Raw genomic sequence first — 17,191 nt, 5'->3', positions numbered from 1 at the left:
TTGATATTGTTTTGATTTCAGTATCTAAATCGGTTTTATATTCATCCTTTTATTCAGCATAGTTTTGTGGAGCAGTATGATGACCTATGGCAATTACTACATTTCCCTTTTTATGCCCTTTTTCAACATAGCGATGTGCTTCTGCCATCTGATCCAAAGGATAAACACGGTCTATGACCGGTTTCAGTTTATTTTGCGCAACAAGCTCACCAAGAAAGATCAGGTCTTCTTTGTGTTCGTGTGCGACCCCACCTATTACTTTCTTACCGCTCGTTAGAGTCGTCCACAATCCTAAAAGCAGGGGTTTTAGTGACATATGTACCGATCTTAGATAGACCCCTTTTTTCTTGAGTGACCTTACACATCCTAAAAACGGACTCTTGCCCACGGTATCGAATATGACATCATACGTCTCCCCGTTTTTGGTAAAATCTTCTCTAGTGTAATCAACAACTTTATCGGCACCCAAGAATTTTACCATTTCAAGATTTGCGGTGCTGCATACTCCCGTGACTTCTGTACCAAAGTACTTCGCAAGCTGCACTGCATAAGTGCCAAGGCTTCCAGAAGCTCCGTAAATCAAGACCTTTTGTCCACTCCGAATATTTCCCTTTCTAAGAAAATACAATGCGGTATTTCCTCCGAAATAAATGGCAGCTGCCTCTTGGAAATTCACATTGGCCGGCTTTATGGCCAACACACGGTCTTCAGGCACACAGGCGTACTCAGCATACGTACCTGTATTACTACCGTAAACCGACCCAAAAATCGGATCGCCTTTCTTGAACAAGCTCACATCCTTTCCTACCTCTTCGATAACTCCGGCGATATCAACGCCCAGAATCTTTTTTTTAGGTCTGAATATTCCTGCAACCAGTCTTGCCATTATTTGTGGGTCTGGCTTACGCATACGCACATCGCCTGAGGTTACCGTGGTGGCCTTCATCTTTATGAGAACTTCGTTGTCTTTGGGAACAGGTTTTTCTACCTCCTTCAGTTGAAGTACTTCAGGGCCCCCGTATTTGGTGTATACAATTGCTTTCATTCGCTTAGTTGTTCGTATTCGTGAGAATTCAATTCTTCATCAATCAATTTATTTATTGTATCAATTTCACCAAGGGCTTGACCGTAGGTTGCATCCTTATATTTACATAGACCTATGATTTCTATGAATATGTTTTGCAATTCAACAGCATAGAGTTTTTCGGGCTTTACTGCTTTCATAGTAGCGTAATTGATAACCCCTTTTAGTTCAGGGGATAATTCGTTAATAATTAGCTCCCAATGTATGTTTTCAAGATTATTTGTAAATATGTACGTCTTTTCCAGATGCTGAATTGCACTGGTTATCTCTGAATTTTTCAATAATTTAAGTTCTCCACTATTGACTAGGGTTTCATATATATTGCCGCTACTATGAAAATCTGAATATTGTGATAACCCAATCGCGACATGAGTGAGCGAATCTGTCTTAGTGCGATCCTGAGCCATTATAATCTTATTGCCGTACTCGTAAATGGCAGCGTAATTCTTATTGTCGCCTTTCACTTTGATTAATTCGTTCTTATCATCAATCAATTGCCTTTTAATATTTAAGTATGATTTTTTCTCTTCCTGTCTTTCTATTTTTCCGTTATTCCAGGTATTTATCTGTAGGGCGATTATTATTCCAATCACAACAAGGGCTATCTCCCCGATGGCATAGAGCAGGTACTTGCTGAATTTATTTTCAGTTAAAAGCTTTTGCCGAATCCGTCTAAAAACCTTGGCCATGTTTTTACCTAAGTATAATTTTTTAATGCTTTTGATGTGCTAATTGTTTCTAGATATAAAAGGTGCCAACACAAGACCTAAACCTACCCCAATGATTACGGAGGCGGCCATTAGTAAGGGCGACGTTTGAACGAAAATGAGTCCGACACCCACTCCAACCATAGTCATGCCCCCAATTGCCCAACTACTCTTATCTTCTTTTTTGGTTGTCATCACTTTTTTCTTTAAAGATTGTGTTTTTCAAGGTAAGGTCTTCAAAAACAGCGTGGTATGATTAAAATCATGCTACTGACACTTCTTGGTGTCAAATTGTTTCAAGACTGAAGTGTTGCAATACCCGCATAGCCCGCAACGTATTCCACCGGCTCGGTTTTCCCGCTTTTTCCATGTTAAAATGGGTTTGTCCGGTATGTTTTGCCTGAACATTCCATGTGCCATCTTTGTTCTGTTTTTTCAGTAAAACTTCTAGAGCGGGCCTCATTCTTTCATCCCATGGTAATCCGGCATATTGAAAATAATCTAAGGCACTTAGAATATCATACCGCCAACGTCTTGGGTAGGAGAGTTTTAAAAAATCTTTGTTGATGATTTTTCCGGTTCTGTCTGAGAGATATAATTGGTGTAGTAAAATAAATTCTTGGGATGATGCAATTGCTTTCTGAACCTCCGCTAACCGATACGTATATCCGTTTTGTTCATATTCCGTAAGGCCTTCTAATACCGAAAGTGTAGTATGAAGTGAGCTATGCTTTGCACCGGAACGGTTTAATCGACAATTGAAGCCGCCATCGGGCATTATTTGGGTCAATGTGCAGTCAACCACAGATTTTAAGTCCTCTTCATTTGTTTTGAAATAGGAGGCATAGTTTAAGAACATTCCATTAATACATAGATCGCTTACTTGATTGGTGCCAATAGGTAAAATACCTCCGTCATTCGCCTTCTCATTTTGCAGGATAATCTCAATGGATTCTTGTATGAGCTCGTTATCAGGTGCTATACAAAGGTTTCGTAAATCAAAAAGGGTGTAATGTGTGGATGTCCATTTGGGCTGGTAGAACTTTTGGCCCCAGTGACCATTTGGATTCCGTTTTGATAGAAATTGTGCACCCCAGCCTTCTTGGGCAATCCGTTCTCTAAGGTCTTTACGTTCTGTAGATAGCAGGTCACGATGTACTTGATATTGTATGGAGACATCGCCTTCTAAAAACCACTCTATTCTATTTTTAGAATTCATCTACTTACATAATATATTTCATTGAAATACTATATTCACCCCTCCAACTCGGCAAACAATACCATATAGTTATGCCCTTCTCTTTTAGCGCATTTTGGGCAATAGGCGTAATGCACATAATAACGATTGGCTTTTTGTTGATGCTTTTTCAAATATGAATCCATCTTTTTGATAAACTTTGGTACGGAATTAAAAGGCCCATCATAAACCTTGCTCACGTAAGTACCCGAAAGGGTCGTGTTTTCAGCTTCGGGCACAGTATTTTCAACAGACAAGTGCAAATCGGATTTAAAGGCACTGGGATCTGAGAATAACAACAAAATATCTTCTCTATCGGCGGCAAGATTATTTGAATCTTCTGCCAGCCTCATCATTTTAGTTACCTGATTCCCAATCATGGGAGGCAAGGGAATATGAAAAAGTGTCGGCACCGATGCCTTGATAAATTTCTTATGGTCCCAATGATGTGTTTTTTCATCCCATTTTTCAAGATTAAAGGTCGGGCAGCATTCTTCATTTCTTTGCTTGATAACTGTACTATCTTCGTTTCGTTCTTTCATGACTCTTCAATTAAATTAGCAGCTCCTTCAATTCTTATCGAATTCATAAAATTTCCTCGGTTACCTTCCTATTTACTCTTTTGTGGAAAGTTCCTTTTCTAAAATATTTCTGAACCGCGTGGCACTGATGTAATGGTCTTCCAATAATTTTCCATTATATAGTAGGTTGAAAACCCCAAACCCGGATGGAGCATGTTTTGCCTCTTTCGCCGTTTTTATTTTCTCTACTTTGAGATCAACTTCATGGTCCATAGCCACATTCAAAATAGCTTCAACCGATTTTTCGTGCCATGGGCATTGGTCGGCATATAGCAAACGCCAGCCTTGATACTTTTTTTGTTCTGCGGGCCAGTCCATTAGGCTGGGGTTTGGTGCCCCTGCATTCCATTTTTTTAACAGCAATTCAAACCTGCCTCTGCTATCAACTTCTTTAAAGCCGTTGTTTTCAAAAATACTTTTGTTGGCAATCCAAACACCTTTACTGGTCATCACACATACCCCATCCATTTTGTTGGTCTTGGCCTCCTTTTCAGCTTCGTTTATAAGTAGGGTTCCATAGCCTTTGTTCCGGTCTTTTTTGGAGTAGACGTACATACAATGGATGAACATGAAATTATCCCCGTCAATCGGGCGCCAAGCAAACTCGGCGGGAACATACTCAATGAACCCGATCATCTTATCGTCGCTGTTCTTCAAAATTTTCATTCTTAGTCCTTCCTTATACCTTTTTTCAAACCACTTGAGTTTGTTCTCAAAACCCGGATTGGTAATGTCCTTAACACAAAAGAGGGTTTCTTCCTTTGCGTTTTCAGGTGTTACCGCTATAATTTTTGTTGGATTCATTTTTTTAAAGCGTAAAACTCATTCTCCTTCTAAATAGCTGCGATACGTTCGCAAACCTTCGTTCATCATCTCAACGGCACCCTTACTGGTCATGGTCGCGCCGGAAATTCCGTCTATGATTTGCCCGTCATCAACCGCTTTTTCAACTGCTTTCTGCAGACTAAATGTGTTCTGTTCAAGGTTTATTTTTGTACCAACAAACTGATTTTCAAATGATGTTTGTGTCATGGCGGCCCCATAATCGTCGGATTCCGCTTTGTGTTCAAAAGCTACTTTTTTGATTTCTAAAGTCTTTCTGTCGACCAGTACATTAGCCCAAATAACTCCACCAAATCCTTTACCTTGAATGGGAAGAATTGAATTATCCGTGTTTTGTATTTCAAATATTGGCATCTCGGCAGCCTGAGCTGGTTTCGTCATGGCCTTGTAAAGGTCTACCGCTCTTTCCATATCTATTGGGGTAACCGTTCCGTTTGCATCAAGCTCTTTGAACATCATTAATTCATCGATGTTCGTAGAGTCCGAGAAAGTGGGCTCGGCAAACTTTGCCAGTTCCTTGATGATTGCAGGCAACGCGGTAACGGTTTGGATTTCCTGTTTTGCTTCTTCAATTTTTGGTTTTGCTGCTTCCGGATTTTCTTTGCAGTTCCACATTAAGGGAACCAAAATCAACATCATTAATTTTGTTTTCATTCTAGTAAACTTTAATAATTTAAGTTAAAATGTATTTGCCATGAGTAATCTTCAGCCTTTTTTCCTTAGGTGTTTTCTGTAGGTGATCTTTTTGTTGGGCACATCCCAAATCTCCATAACTGGTGTATCCGATTCATATCCATTTTCTTTCGCATATACTTCAAATGTTGGATACACTTTTAGAATCCCAAGAATCACAGAAGACTTTCCCCTATATGGAAATTCAGCAACAAGATATTCTGAGACGGGGTATTCAGTCACTTCAAAATCGGCCTTCAAAGTCTCTAACTTTTCAAAATCGGACTCTAGAATACACCCCACATCCGCACGCAAGTTTTCTTTTTCCACTGTCTTGGGATTATCGTAGTAAATGCCGAAACCTTTGGTGGTCGTTATACCATGTGCATCGATTAATTTCTGATACACCCGATCCGAAACGATTCCGCTTTGGGCATAATCCCCAGTCATTTTTTCATAGATCAAGGTCTCGCCACCACATTCCTGAATTTTAGGAGCTATTGTCTTAAAACCCCCGTAATAGATATATGCACCAACAGAAATCAGTAGAAGCAACCCAATGACGCCAAGAATTTTGGTTCTTGCTTTCATTTTTCATCCTTTTTATAGGATTAACTAGTCAACATTCCCCCATCCACTATATGGGTGCAACCTGTAATGAACTTGCTTTCATCCGAAGCCAAAAACAAGGCCATGTCGGCTATTTCATTAGATTCCACATATCGGCCAAACGGCACGGTAGCCTCAAAACCTTTCATCACTTCGTCAGGGTTTTCGGGATCCATATCTTTTTCGATACGGCGCATCATATCATTGTTGACAGGCCCGGGATGAATCGTATTAACTCTAATCTTTCGTTCCGCATTTTCCAGGGCCGCTGTACGCATGATGCCGACCACAGCGTGTTTGGTGGCAACATAAGCGCCTAATCCTGCAAAACCTTTTAAGCCCGCAACCGAAGACGTAATCATAACGCTACCCTCTTTTTTCATTTTGGGGATGACATATTTGCAACCCAACCATACGCCTTTTAAGTTGACGGCGATGACCTTATCAAAAACGTCATCGGGATATTCTGCAATAGGTTTTGACGTGCCTTCAATGCCGGCATTTGCGAAAAAGATGTCAATCTTGTCGTAGAATTCCAAAGTATGTTCCACAAACTTTTGGTTATCGGCAGCTTTGGAGACATCGGCAACACAGTACGATAGGTTCTCATGGTCGAGTTCATAACTGGCCTTTTCTAAAATATCCTTATTGAGATCCACGAGAACTACTTTGGCTCCCTCTTTTAAAAATAATTTTGCGGTGGTTTTTCCAATGCCACCCGCCCCTCCGGTAATGATAGCGACTTTATCTTTTAAGCGATCCATAATTCCCTTGTTTTTTGTTAGAGGTCTAGTTTGCGAATTTCCCAATGGTTGTCTTTGTTCTTCACTGTTAGCAAATTCTCAGATAGCAATTTTGCCCTCAATTCGGGCAATTCGTATCTTCTTTTTGACATAAGTATATTATCTCTTTCACCAATAGGCCATATCATTTCACCAGATGTATTTACCACGGCCTCGGTAAAAACATAGTCGAAGACATCTACCTTGATTTCACTTTTCCCCCTGAAGCTTTTCCTTGAGAAAATACCAATGGCATTACCTTGATCAAATTCCGTGACGTTCAAATATTCGGGTTCGATTACAATTTTGCCGGCCTTGTCAATGAAACCATAGTGGGCTATACCCTCTTCTTTTAATTCTTTTACCAGGCACCTACCATCTTTAAAACTGGGATAGCGAACACCCATTACATCTTGCCTTGTTTTGTCGGCATCTTTGTTCCAGACCAAATCTTTTCTGAAGTCTATTACCAGTTTTCCTGATTTATCGATAAAGCCCCATTGATTTCCCTTTCTGACCGCTGCCAAGCCTTCATTGAAAGGCGCAACCTCATCTAGACCTTCGATAATCGCTTTATTGATATCTTTTAATGTTTGTGAAAAACAAAAGAATGGTGTCGTCATTAATACAACCAATAGTATTGAAATACGTTTCATTATATAGTGTGTTTTTAGTTTACGCGAAGGTAGTATCGACCTATGTTATTTAAAATGATTTTGGTCAGTCAATCCCTTTCTCAGAACATCAAATTCGAATAGATCATACTTTTCAAATCTTTGGGAAGACTATCACGAATGTCCTCCATCTCGCCTAGCGATACATATTTTCTGAGATAGATAAAAGTGGTATCTACATACCGTTCGGCAACATCATCGCTGTATTCAAAATCGTTTACGGCGGCAGGCCAATCATGCGACCTGACCAGCTCTAAAAATTCTGGCATATTCTTTACTTTGGGCTTTTTCTTTTTAATGTTCCACCCATTCACGTAGACCCCTTTTAGGAACATTGGTAGCTGCGCGATGAATTGTAAAGATTCTTCGGGGGGAATAATATCCCGCAAGGCATGCATGATTGCGGTAAATATTCTGCCGGCCTTGTCGGTATCCTTGCCAAGGGCCATCTGTTTGGTATAATCCTTCAAAAAGGTATTGCCTTCGGTCGCATATTGATTAAAATTTAGTGCCATGATCTTTGTTTTTTATAATGAGGCATAAAGATGAAGATTTACAATTCCACTTGAAATGACCTAAATCATTTTGGGTTAAGAAAGTTGACTTTAGTTTTCTCCAAGATTTAAAAACGTAAAATAGTGACCATAAACATTCAGTACCAACAGATACCTACAAGCGAATCGCACATCAAAATCATTACACATAGGCTCAAAATACTGAGCCCATAAATTTGAATTTTTAATAAGTGCGAGATTATCTAGGTTAAGACATAATGGTACCGTTATGCTTCTCTGCAACAACTGCCTACAGGCTTAAAATCAAAGCGAAATTGGCCAAGGAGCAGCGTGTCGACCCTAAGGTGTTGTTTACACCATAAATCAATCCATGAAAAGCAGTGCTAGTTTGGCCTGAATGACAAGCTCCGACTTATTCTTAGCCGCAAAGGAATTGGCAACGCCGTTGGCTGTATCAACAATCAATTCTTTGATATGTATTGGGAATAAATTGGGGTGATCTTTGTAAAAATCAACGAAGTCATCAAAAGATTCCCCACTTTCCTTTTCATATTCCAAAAGCCAATCAAAAACGGTTTCTATTTGATAGGCGGCATCCGAATGGTATCGGTCTTCAATGTCGTCTATATCCAGCCAACTATCTCTCACGATTTCCTTTAATTTGTCCAACTCCTTAATATGTACATTTCCATCGGCCATAGCAACAGCGTAGAACAATTTTCCAAGATTTTCGTACAGCTTGATACCTACTTTTTGCGAATTCTGCATTTTTGTACATTTAGTATTTGACGAAATGAAGGTAAGCGTAACGACAGTTCTTTTCTATGACGAAAATCAGTTTAAAGGTTTAACTTTGGTTCATGCGTGTTTTCCAAAAGAACAGTAACATTTTCAACCTCCTTTCGGAAGGCGTCTCCGAGGGTATTATCGTTGTCAATACCAAACAGGAAATTGTGGCGACCAATTCGTCCGCTGAGGAAATGTTCGGTTACAAAAAGGATGAGCTCCTTGGCAAACCTTTGGATACCCTTATACCCAAAAGATACCACAAGAACCACGACCGGCACGTAGACGAGTTTATTAAAAAAAGTCAAAAACGTCAAATGGGCCATGGGCGGGATATAAATGGAATACGTAAAAACGGCGAGGAATTTCCCGTGGAAGCAGGTCTAAATCCTTTTGAAATATATGGTTCTACCTATGTTATGGCCTTGGTTATCGATATCACCGAACGAAAAATAAAGGAAAGGGAATTGAGCCATTGGGCCAGAATATTCGATGAATCCCTGAACGAAATCTATGTATTTGATGTCAAATCACTTCGTTTCGAAAACGTCAACCAAGAAGCCCAACGTAATCTAGGCTATTCAATGGCCGAACTTAAGACGATGACCCCATTGGATATCAAACCGGAGTTTAACCGTCCCAAGTTCGGTAAACTTATTGCCCCATTGCTTAAGGGGAAAAAAACTAAAATAAAATTTGAAACTACACACAGCAGAAAAGATGGCACCTTATATCCTGTAGAAGTACATCTTCAAGTATCCAGTCTCTTAGACAACTATGTCTTTGTCGCCATGATACTAGATATCACCGAACGAAAAAACTACACCGAAAAACTTGAAAAAACCGTACAAGAGCGCACCAAACGACTTACGGAAGCCTTGGCCAAGGAAAGGGAATTGAATGAATTGAAAACAAGGTTTCTGTCTTTGGTATCCCATGAATTCAAGACCCCTTTAAGCAGCATTTTGACCTCCATAACGTTGTTGGCAAAATATACCCAAGGTGACCAACAGGATAAGCGCGACAAACACGTGACGACCATTCGTAATAAAGTCAAATATCTAGACGCGATTCTCAATGACTTTCTGTCGGTAGAACGGTTGGATTCCGGAAAGGTCAATTATAAAATTGAGGAATTCCCTTTGAGTAAACTAGTCAATGAGGTGGTGTATGATGCCAACATGCTGCTCAAGGCGGGACAGAAAATCCGTTATCCGGAAAACGTTGACGACATGGTCATCAATTTCGATGAAAAGACACTTGAGCTGGTGCTATCGAACTTAATACACAACGCAATTAAATATTCGCCTGAAGATTCAACAATTGATATTTCGGTCAAAAATTATGCGGACAATATACAATTGCAGGTAATAGATAAGGGTATAGGTATTCCCAAAAAGGATCAAATGCATATTTTCGACCGTTATTTTAGGGCCGAGAATGCGTTGTTGACCCAAGGCACTGGCATTGGCCTGAACATTGCCAAACAACATTTGGAGAATCTGGGGGCGACCCTTGAGTTCTCTAGTGAAGAAAACAAAGGTTCTACTTTTATCGTACGCATACCCCAAGAACAGACAACCTAGAAGAAAATGAAAACTATTTTATTGATCGAAGACGACAAGGCTTTACGCGAGAACACCGAAGAGCTTTTAGAACTTTCCGGTTATAACGTACTTACCGCCCCGAACGGCAAAATCGGGATTCAGGTCGGCAAGGAAAAACTGCCCGATATCATAATCTGTGATATCATGATGCCCGAGGTGGATGGCTACGGAGTGTTACAAGATTTATCTGCGGATGAAAGAACGAAGCACATTCCTTTTATATTCCTTTCCGCAAAAACGGAGCATAAGGAAATTCGAAAAGGGATGGATCTTGGAGCCGACGATTACCTGACCAAACCTTTTGAAGAAGAAGACCTCATCAGCGCTGTGGAAAGCCGATTGGCAAAGGCCGAACTTTTGGGGCGTATGATTCGCGATGGCTCTTTAAAACCACAAGTCTCGGATGAGGAGATGCGTACCCTAAACGAGCTAAAAAACTTTTTTGACGATAATGGCGAACCGGCCAGTTTTACTACAGGTCAGGCCATTTATCAAGAAGGTTCGCGCTCAAATATCATTTACCTTATTTTAAAAGGCCTGGTAAAGTGCCATACAATGGACGAGGACGGTAAAGAACTTATTACTACTTTATACCGAGCCGATGATTTTCTGGGATTCACTTCATTTTTGAACAACATTCCCTATCAAGAATCCGCAACGGTCATTGAAGACGTTGAACTTGCTGGAATATCGAAGCAGAAGCTAAAGGATATCCTTGAGAAAAATCATAACATTTCCCTGGAACTGATGGAACTACTTACGCAAAATATTACCGAAATCAAGGCGCAACTGTTGCAAATGGCCTATAGTTCGGTTCGTAAGAAAAACGGCACAGACGCTTTTGCAGTTTGCCGAAATCATGAACAATAAGACAGAAAACCCCATCAAGATTTCAAGGAACGATTTGGCGAGTGTCGCGGGAATAGCCACGGAAAGCTTAATTAGAACACTATCAGGATTTAAAAAGGAAGGGCTCATCGACATTGAGGGGCGTAATATCAAAATCAAGGAATTGAAAGCCCTTCAATATGTGAACTAGGTATTTTTCGATTCTTTTTCCAAAAGATTCGTTGCATGACAAAAATCATATTTTACTGACTATTGTGTACCTAAATTAGTGGCGTAGTTCGTATTAATGAAAACCATACTAATCCCCACCGACTTTTCAGAAAACTCTTGGAGCGCGCTAGCATATGCTGTTAGTTTGTTCAAGGACATCCCGTGCAATTTCTATATACTTCATGTGGACGATTTAAAGCATTCTTCCGTGGAGAGCAATTCATTTACAATGCCCGTGGGCCAGATAGCTACCTCTATAAAGGAAAAGCTTGATAATCTTTTTCGACGGATAGAACAATTACCAATCAACCAAGATCACCACTTTGTCGCCTTACAAGATTATGGCAATTTGGTCAACATTTTGCGCAAAATCGTGCAAGAGAAAAAAATAGACCTTATCATTATGGGAACCAAAGGCGCATCGGGAATCAAGGAATCAGTGGTAGGGAGCAATACAGGCGATGTTATTACCAAAGTACCATGTAATCTTTTGGTCATTCCCGAAAACGCAAGGTCGGGCAGTCCCAAAGAAATTGCTTTCCCGACCGATTATAATATTTTCTATTCCCACCCTATATTAGAAACCATCTCGGAAATACTCCGTATCTGCAAGGCCAACATGCAGGTCATACATGTATCAAGCATCAAAAGAGGCCTTGACCCAACCCAAAAAAAAAACAGAGCTTATCTGCAAGATTACCTTGAAGAACTTTTTGCGACATCGCATAGCTTTCACACCTTGGAAGACAAAAACGTCAAAGCTTCTATCGAAGCCTTCGCAAATACCGAAAATATCGATATGGTGGTCATGGTGGCCAAGAACCTTAATTTTCTGCAACGACTCTTGTTTGATACCACCATAGAAAAATTGAGTTTCCATACTTGCGTGCCATTGTTGGTACTGCACGAATAGTTTTCCATTGTCTTTTTGAATACTTGCTACTGATATATATCATAGGTTTTGCACATCACTGCAAATAACTTTGAATGTTATCAAAAGACAGACCCATGAGAACCGTATTGATCCCTACCGACTTTTCAGCCAATGCGATGCACGCCATCGAATACGCGTTGAATCTCTACAAATGCGAACGTACTAATTTTTATTTTTTGCATGCCTATGCCGATGAGGTGTATGGGCCCTTTAAAAAGAATGGCGGGGAATCTATGGATGAACAAAAAAAGATGGTAAAGGCCAATGCTGAAGAGGCGCTAAAAAAGCTGGTCACAGAAATCGAAGAAAAAACCCGTAACCCGAAACATTCATATGAATCTGTATCCGCCTTTGAATCGTTGGTAGATGCCATAAACGATTTCGCCAACCAAATCAATGTTGATCTGGTCGTCATGGGTACCCAAGGACAAACGGCGGATAAAAAAATTACGTTTGGTAGCCACACCGTACAAGTGTTCAAATATGTACAATGTCCTGTTTTGGCCATTCCTGAAAATTATGAATACCGACAACCTAAAAAAGTATTATTTCCAACCGATTATATGCTACCCTATAAGCGTAGGGAATTGAAACTTTTGAATAATCTAGCGGATGAATTCAAATCGGAAGTCCATTGTCTGTATATCTCCGATTTCGAGGATCTAAGCCACAGACAGTTGGACAATAAGCGCTTTTTGCAGGAATCCTTACCCAAAGCCTATGTCTATTTTGAGAGGACTCCCGTCAAGAACAAGGCAGAAGCCATTATGGAATACATCTCAAAAAATGAAGTAAATCTATTGGTTATGGTAAACGCAAGACATTCGTTTTTGGAAGATATGTTGTACCGATCGACTGTGGATGAAATCGGTCTGCATCTAAAACTTCCGTTTTTGGTAATGCAAAATCTGCCGCGATAACACATAATTAACGAGCGATGAAAAAAATTCTGCTGCCTACTGATTTCTCTGACAACGCATGGAACGCGATTGTATATGCACTGCATTTTTTTAAGAACGAGAGCTGTACTTTCTATATCCTGCACACCTACACCCCTTCTTTCTACCGAGCGGATTATATGATGGGAGGGCCTACTTTTAGTGCCATACCCGACGCGGGCGTAGATATTGCCCAGGCCGGTCTGGACCAAACCCTTGCGGATATCGGAAAGAACTATAAAAATACAAAACACCAGTTCAAGACCCTTTCGGCCTTTAACATGCTAACAGATGAAATCAGGGAAGTAACCGAAAGTAAAAACATTGATATAATCATCATGGGCACCCAAGGGGCCACTGGTGCCAAGGAAATATTTCTTGGCACACGCACCGTTCACGTCATCAGAAAATCGAGAATACCCGTATTGGTCGTTCCCAACGGATATGTCTTCAGGGAACTGAAATCCGTTTTATTTCCTTCCGATTATGTAAATTCCGTTGAGAAAGAGGAAGTACAAATGCTTATCGATATGACCAAAATGCATAATGCTAAACTGACCATTCTGAACGTAAAGGACGATTATGACCTAACGGATGGCCAAAGAGAGAACAAAGCGTCTTTGGCATCCTATTATTATACGCTACATCCCAAATTTGAACAGGTCAAGGGCAAATTGATGCCCAACGCTATCCATGAGTATATCGAACAGCACGGTGTCGGACTTTTGGCCATGATGAACCGTAAACATTCCTTTTTAGATCGATTGATCGTACAGCCAAATGTAGACTCCATCGGCTATCATACCAAAATTCCATTTTTGGTCATGCCCTATGCCTCTGAAGAAAGTAAAAAATAATATCATATGAAGAAAATCCTCTTGCCCACCGATTTTTCAGATAATGCTTGGAACGCCATATTTACGGCTGTCAAACTTTATACCGAAGTAACATGTAAGTTTTACATTTTACATGCCTATGAACCCAGTGCATTGAATATGCTTGGTCGAAAAGGCCAAACGCGCTTAGGTACCATTTACGATTCGTTGGCACAATATTCAACCCAGGAGTTGGATAAGGTTTTGGGGTATTTGAATAAAAACCATAGTAATCCAAAACACAGTTTCGAAACTGTTTCAAAATCGGAAACCTTAGAGGAGGCTGTTAGGGAACTGGTATCGGAAAAAGATATCGACCTTGTAGTAATGGGAACACAAGGCGCAACGGGTGCCAAAGAAATCTTTATAGGTAGTAATACGGTAAAGGTGCTGAAAAGGGTAAGAAATTGCCCTGTTCTGGTGGTGCCATCCGGCTATAATTTTCAAAATTTGAAAACCTTGATCTTCCCCACTGATTTTACAAGAACCTTTGAAAAGTTCGAACTCTTGCCGTTGACCGAATTGGCCGCACTTTGGAAAGCCAACATACAGATTCTGCATGTAGCGGTTGAATTTTTGTTGAACGATACTCAAAAGGCAAATCTAAAAATTTTGGAGAATCGTCTTTCAACTTTGGACTATTCCTTCCAAAACGTAGAATTTGATGGGAACATCTCCGATAGCGTTGAAAAATACTTGTCTGAAAATGATGCGGATTTGATGGCGATGATACGCTATCACCACACGTTTTGGGAAAAAGTCATCGGGGAGCCGGTCGTGAAAAAAATCGCTTTTCACTCCAAAGTTCCGGTGTTGATGCTTCCTGAGAAATGATAAGTCTTAATTATTTGAATTGAAAGAAAGTGCCATGAAAACCAAACATATTCTTTTACCCACTGATTTTTCAGCAAATGCCCATAATGCAATCGATTATGCCATTTATCTATTCGAAAAGGTCGAGTGCAAGTTTTATGTTTTGAACTCCTTTGAAGTAGGGGCTTCTGGATTGAGCAGCACCATGGGCAAGGCGAAGGATACTCGTTTGTTCCGAGCCATAAAAGAAGAGTCGGAAAGAAACATAAAACGGCTTGTACAAGAATTGGAATCCGAAAATGAAAACCCGCTCCACTCTTTTGAAGGCCTGAGTATCGCCGATACCTTGATAAACGCCATTGGCCGCACCGCCATAGACGAGAATATCTACTATATTTTTATGGGCACTAAAGGTTCTTCAGCGGCCAAGGAAGTGTTTATGGGCAGCAGTACCATTAAGGTCTTACAGAACTTAGACTTCTGTCCGATTATGGCAGTGCCCGGCAATTATGACTTTGACCTGCCGGACAAAATTGCTTTCGCCACAAATTTTGAACATACCTATTTAAAAGTGGAACTGGTTCCGCTTATCGAAATAGCCAAACTTTGGAACTCCGAGATTCTAGTTGTTCATGTAGATAAAGGAAAAGGATTGAGCCGCCAACAGGAGACCAATAAAGATTTATTGACCCAGCTGCTAAAAGGATTGAACTATAAATTTATGGAGGTCGAAGGGCATGCCAAAATCTCTGAGGCTATTATGTCGTATGCATCCGAAAATAAGAATATCGGGATGATAGCGATGATCAATTATTGGCATAGTTTTTTTGAGAAGTTGACAAAGGAGAACGTAATAAAACGAGTGGCCTTTCATACCGAAGTACCATTTTTGATCTTTCCCCTAATAGATTGATAGCGTAATAAGGCCTTCTGTCCATTATAAAGGAAACAGAGTATACCATTCTCAACATCGCTGTCGATAATTCGGATGTCCAATATGCGGTTCAAGTTGCGAACGATAATTTTCTTACAGGAATCGGAGTCCACATTTTTTAGGGTAGTGAGTGCTTTCATTTTTCTAGGTTTTCTGAAAAATAAGACAGAACCGGCGAACTTAAAATGAAATTAGGTCAGTTGAAAACGAAATCATGATATTCGTCATTGGGAAGAGATTAAGGGTCGATTACTTTTAAAATAGCAATACATAGAACTGCAACGATGAAAAACATACTGATACCCACAGATTTTTCAGATAATGCCTGGAACGCCATGCAGTATGGAATGGCCTTGTTCAAAAAATCAAAATGTACCTTTTACATAGTACATGTAAGCCCCATTGCGGCCCATGCGGGTGGCGAAGCGGCCATGTATGCGACCCAAGAACTTCTTGAGCAAAGTATTCTAAAGAAAAGCATTGAAAAACTTGAAAAACTGCTTAAAGAGATAGAACGGCAGCCCTTTAACACTAAGCATACGTTTCATATCCTGGCGTTCTATGGATTTTTTACAGACCATATTAAGCAAGAGGTCGAGGACAAAAACATTGATCGATCATCATGGGCACAAAAGGTGCCAGCGGCCTAAAAGCGGTTGCGATGGGGAGTAACACTGGTAATGTAATTACCAAGGTAAAGTGTCCCGTTTTGGCAGTTCCTGAGGATACAGAATATCACAGACCCAAAGAAATCGCTTTCCCTACGGACTATCATTTGAGTTACGATATCAAAGTATTGGAAGCTATAAAAGAGTTTGCGTTAGTGAACAGTTCTTCGGTGCGCTTTCTCTACATTTCTAAAGCCGGCGAGGAACTTACCATGGAACAAACCAAGAACCAAGAATATCTAGGCGATTATTTTTCAGGAACCGAGCATAGTTTCCATAAAGTAACGGGAGAAAAACTGGAGACGGCCGTGCAATGTTTTACGGAAAGCAGGGATATCGACATGGTCGTTATGGTCGCAAAAAACCTGAATTTCCTACAACGAATTTTGTTCAGGCCTACCGTAGAGAAAATCAGTTACCATACCACCATCCCTTTTTTGGTGTTGCATGAATAACCCTTAAATAGCAAGCAATTCGCCTAACTATGGGATTTTACAATTTGTACAATATCCGCCTTTTGTAAAACCCCTGATTGCCGCCAGACCGGTTGCCCGTTTTTGAACAAAAGCATGGTCGGCACGCCACGAACCTGATATTTGTTTGCTAAGGGCTGATTTTTATCCACATCTATCTTTACGATTTTCAGGGCATCGCCCATTTCGTCCTTCACTTGTTTTAATATCGGCGCCAGCATTTTGCACGGTCCGCACCAATCCGCGTAAAAATCTACCAGAACCGGTATCTCCGAATCGATAATCTTATTGAAACTGCTCTTCATAGGTTTAAACTTTAAATATAAAATTACCAAAACCATAAATACGCCCAACTGACCGATATCATGGTTTTTGGAATTCTTCTCCGCTAGATTTATAT

Annotated in this window: 22 protein-coding genes and 1 pseudogene; 9 read left to right on the top strand and 14 right to left on the bottom strand. The window is 40.3% G+C overall.

Annotation, left to right across the window (positions count from 1 at the left end; translation table 11 throughout):
- Nucleotides 1–49 precede the first annotated feature (49 nt).
- The 12 genes from N8A86_RS12350 to N8A86_RS12295 form a co-directional block, all read right to left on the bottom strand.
- Nucleotides 50–1,045 (bottom strand): NAD(P)-dependent alcohol dehydrogenase, encoded by a 996-nt coding sequence (locus N8A86_RS12350; RefSeq protein WP_273565669.1) that lies wholly within the window; start codon nucleotides 1,043–1,045, stop codon nucleotides 50–52.
- Nucleotides 1,042–1,773 carry a DUF6090 family protein gene (locus N8A86_RS12345; protein ID WP_273565668.1) on the bottom strand — a complete coding sequence of 244 codons (732 nt, stop codon included), beginning with the start codon at nucleotides 1,771–1,773 and terminating at the stop codon, nucleotides 1,042–1,044. The genes N8A86_RS12350 and N8A86_RS12345 overlap by 4 nt, the downstream gene beginning before the upstream one ends.
- 39 nt (nucleotides 1,774–1,812) lie before the next feature.
- Nucleotides 1,813–1,986, bottom strand: coding sequence for a hypothetical protein (locus tag N8A86_RS12340; protein ID WP_273565667.1), 174 nt, complete (start codon nucleotides 1,984–1,986; stop codon nucleotides 1,813–1,815).
- Between the two features lie 91 nt (nucleotides 1,987–2,077).
- Nucleotides 2,078–3,010, bottom strand: coding sequence for a hypothetical protein (locus tag N8A86_RS12335; RefSeq protein WP_273565666.1), 933 nt, complete (start codon nucleotides 3,008–3,010; stop codon nucleotides 2,078–2,080).
- 35 nt (nucleotides 3,011–3,045) lie between these two features.
- On the bottom strand, nucleotides 3,046–3,570 hold the full coding sequence (locus tag N8A86_RS12330; RefSeq protein WP_273565665.1) for a hydrolase: 525 nt from the start codon (nucleotides 3,568–3,570) through the stop codon (nucleotides 3,046–3,048).
- A 72-nt stretch (nucleotides 3,571–3,642) separates the two neighbouring features.
- Nucleotides 3,643–4,413, bottom strand: a complete 771-nt coding sequence (locus N8A86_RS12325) for a GNAT family N-acetyltransferase (protein WP_273565664.1) — start codon at nucleotides 4,411–4,413, stop codon at nucleotides 3,643–3,645.
- A gap of 18 nt (nucleotides 4,414–4,431) precedes the next feature.
- A complete protein-coding gene (locus N8A86_RS12320) occupies nucleotides 4,432–5,106 on the bottom strand; it encodes an FMN-binding protein (RefSeq protein ID WP_273565663.1) in 675 nt (224 codons plus the stop codon).
- Between the two features lie 51 nt (nucleotides 5,107–5,157).
- The gene (locus tag N8A86_RS12315) at nucleotides 5,158–5,715 is read right to left on the bottom strand and encodes a GyrI-like domain-containing protein (protein WP_273565662.1); all 558 of its coding nucleotides are present in this window, start codon (nucleotides 5,713–5,715) and stop codon (nucleotides 5,158–5,160) included.
- A gap of 20 nt (nucleotides 5,716–5,735) precedes the next feature.
- On the bottom strand, nucleotides 5,736–6,497 hold the full coding sequence (locus N8A86_RS12310) for an SDR family NAD(P)-dependent oxidoreductase (protein ID WP_273565661.1): 762 nt from the start codon (nucleotides 6,495–6,497) through the stop codon (nucleotides 5,736–5,738).
- Between the two features lie 17 nt (nucleotides 6,498–6,514).
- Nucleotides 6,515–7,171, bottom strand: a complete 657-nt coding sequence (locus tag N8A86_RS12305) for a WG repeat-containing protein (RefSeq protein WP_273565660.1) — start codon at nucleotides 7,169–7,171, stop codon at nucleotides 6,515–6,517.
- A gap of 80 nt (nucleotides 7,172–7,251) precedes the next feature.
- A complete protein-coding gene (locus N8A86_RS12300; RefSeq protein WP_273565659.1) occupies nucleotides 7,252–7,704 on the bottom strand; it encodes a DUF2267 domain-containing protein in 453 nt (150 codons plus the stop codon).
- Between the two features lie 363 nt (nucleotides 7,705–8,067).
- Complete coding sequence (locus tag N8A86_RS12295) at nucleotides 8,068–8,472, bottom strand: hypothetical protein (protein WP_273565658.1); 405 nt, start codon at nucleotides 8,470–8,472, stop codon at nucleotides 8,068–8,070.
- Nucleotides 8,473–8,564: 92 nt separating this feature from the next.
- On the opposite strand from N8A86_RS12295, the gene N8A86_RS12290 reads away from it, so the two are divergent.
- From N8A86_RS12290 to N8A86_RS12260, 7 genes and pseudogenes are all read left to right on the top strand, one after another.
- Nucleotides 8,565–10,076: a sensor histidine kinase gene (locus tag N8A86_RS12290; protein WP_273565657.1), complete on the top strand. Its 1,512-nt coding sequence runs from the start codon at nucleotides 8,565–8,567 to the stop codon at nucleotides 10,074–10,076.
- Nucleotides 10,077–10,082: 6 nt separating this feature from the next.
- Nucleotides 10,083–11,136 (top strand): annotated as a pseudogene (locus N8A86_RS12285) (response regulator).
- Between the two features lie 96 nt (nucleotides 11,137–11,232).
- Complete coding sequence (locus tag N8A86_RS12280) at nucleotides 11,233–12,069, top strand: universal stress protein (RefSeq protein ID WP_273565656.1); 837 nt, start codon at nucleotides 11,233–11,235, stop codon at nucleotides 12,067–12,069.
- A gap of 95 nt (nucleotides 12,070–12,164) precedes the next feature.
- The gene (locus N8A86_RS12275; protein ID WP_273565655.1) at nucleotides 12,165–13,010 is read left to right on the top strand and encodes a universal stress protein; all 846 of its coding nucleotides are present in this window, start codon (nucleotides 12,165–12,167) and stop codon (nucleotides 13,008–13,010) included.
- 17 nt (nucleotides 13,011–13,027) lie between these two features.
- Nucleotides 13,028–13,885 (top strand): universal stress protein, encoded by an 858-nt coding sequence (locus tag N8A86_RS12270; RefSeq protein ID WP_273565654.1) that lies wholly within the window; start codon nucleotides 13,028–13,030, stop codon nucleotides 13,883–13,885.
- Nucleotides 13,886–13,891: 6 nt separating this feature from the next.
- A complete protein-coding gene (locus tag N8A86_RS12265; RefSeq protein WP_273565653.1) occupies nucleotides 13,892–14,737 on the top strand; it encodes a universal stress protein in 846 nt (281 codons plus the stop codon).
- Between the two features lie 34 nt (nucleotides 14,738–14,771).
- Nucleotides 14,772–15,629, top strand: a complete 858-nt coding sequence (locus N8A86_RS12260; protein ID WP_273565652.1) for a universal stress protein — start codon at nucleotides 14,772–14,774, stop codon at nucleotides 15,627–15,629.
- Here the strand turns inward: N8A86_RS12260 and N8A86_RS12255 are convergent.
- A complete protein-coding gene (locus N8A86_RS12255) occupies nucleotides 15,587–15,790 on the bottom strand; it encodes a hypothetical protein (RefSeq protein ID WP_273565651.1) in 204 nt (67 codons plus the stop codon). The two genes, N8A86_RS12260 and N8A86_RS12255, sit on opposite strands and share 43 nt — an antisense overlap.
- 144 nt (nucleotides 15,791–15,934) lie before the next feature.
- Between N8A86_RS12255 and N8A86_RS12250 the strand changes: the two genes are divergently transcribed.
- Together N8A86_RS12250 and N8A86_RS12245 are read left to right on the top strand one after the other, a co-directional pair.
- Complete coding sequence (locus tag N8A86_RS12250) at nucleotides 15,935–16,300, top strand: universal stress protein (protein ID WP_273565650.1); 366 nt, start codon at nucleotides 15,935–15,937, stop codon at nucleotides 16,298–16,300.
- Nucleotides 16,273–16,773 (top strand): universal stress protein, encoded by a 501-nt coding sequence (locus N8A86_RS12245; RefSeq protein ID WP_273565649.1) that lies wholly within the window; start codon nucleotides 16,273–16,275, stop codon nucleotides 16,771–16,773. Before N8A86_RS12250 ends, N8A86_RS12245 begins: the two co-directional genes overlap by 28 nt.
- 23 nt (nucleotides 16,774–16,796) lie before the next feature.
- Here the strand turns inward: N8A86_RS12245 and trxA are convergent, their stop codons facing one another.
- Nucleotides 16,797–17,096, bottom strand: coding sequence for a thioredoxin (trxA, locus tag N8A86_RS12240; protein WP_273569064.1), 300 nt, complete (start codon nucleotides 17,094–17,096; stop codon nucleotides 16,797–16,799).
- Between the last annotated feature and the right edge of the window lie 95 nt (nucleotides 17,097–17,191).

Origin of the sequence: Maribacter halichondriae (genome assembly GCF_027474825.1) — a bacterium.
GTDB lineage: Bacteria > Bacteroidota > Bacteroidia > Flavobacteriales > Flavobacteriaceae > Meishania > Meishania halichondriae.
The sequence above is the reverse complement of the archived record's forward strand: the minus strand, read 5'-3'. Positions and strand labels throughout refer to the sequence as shown.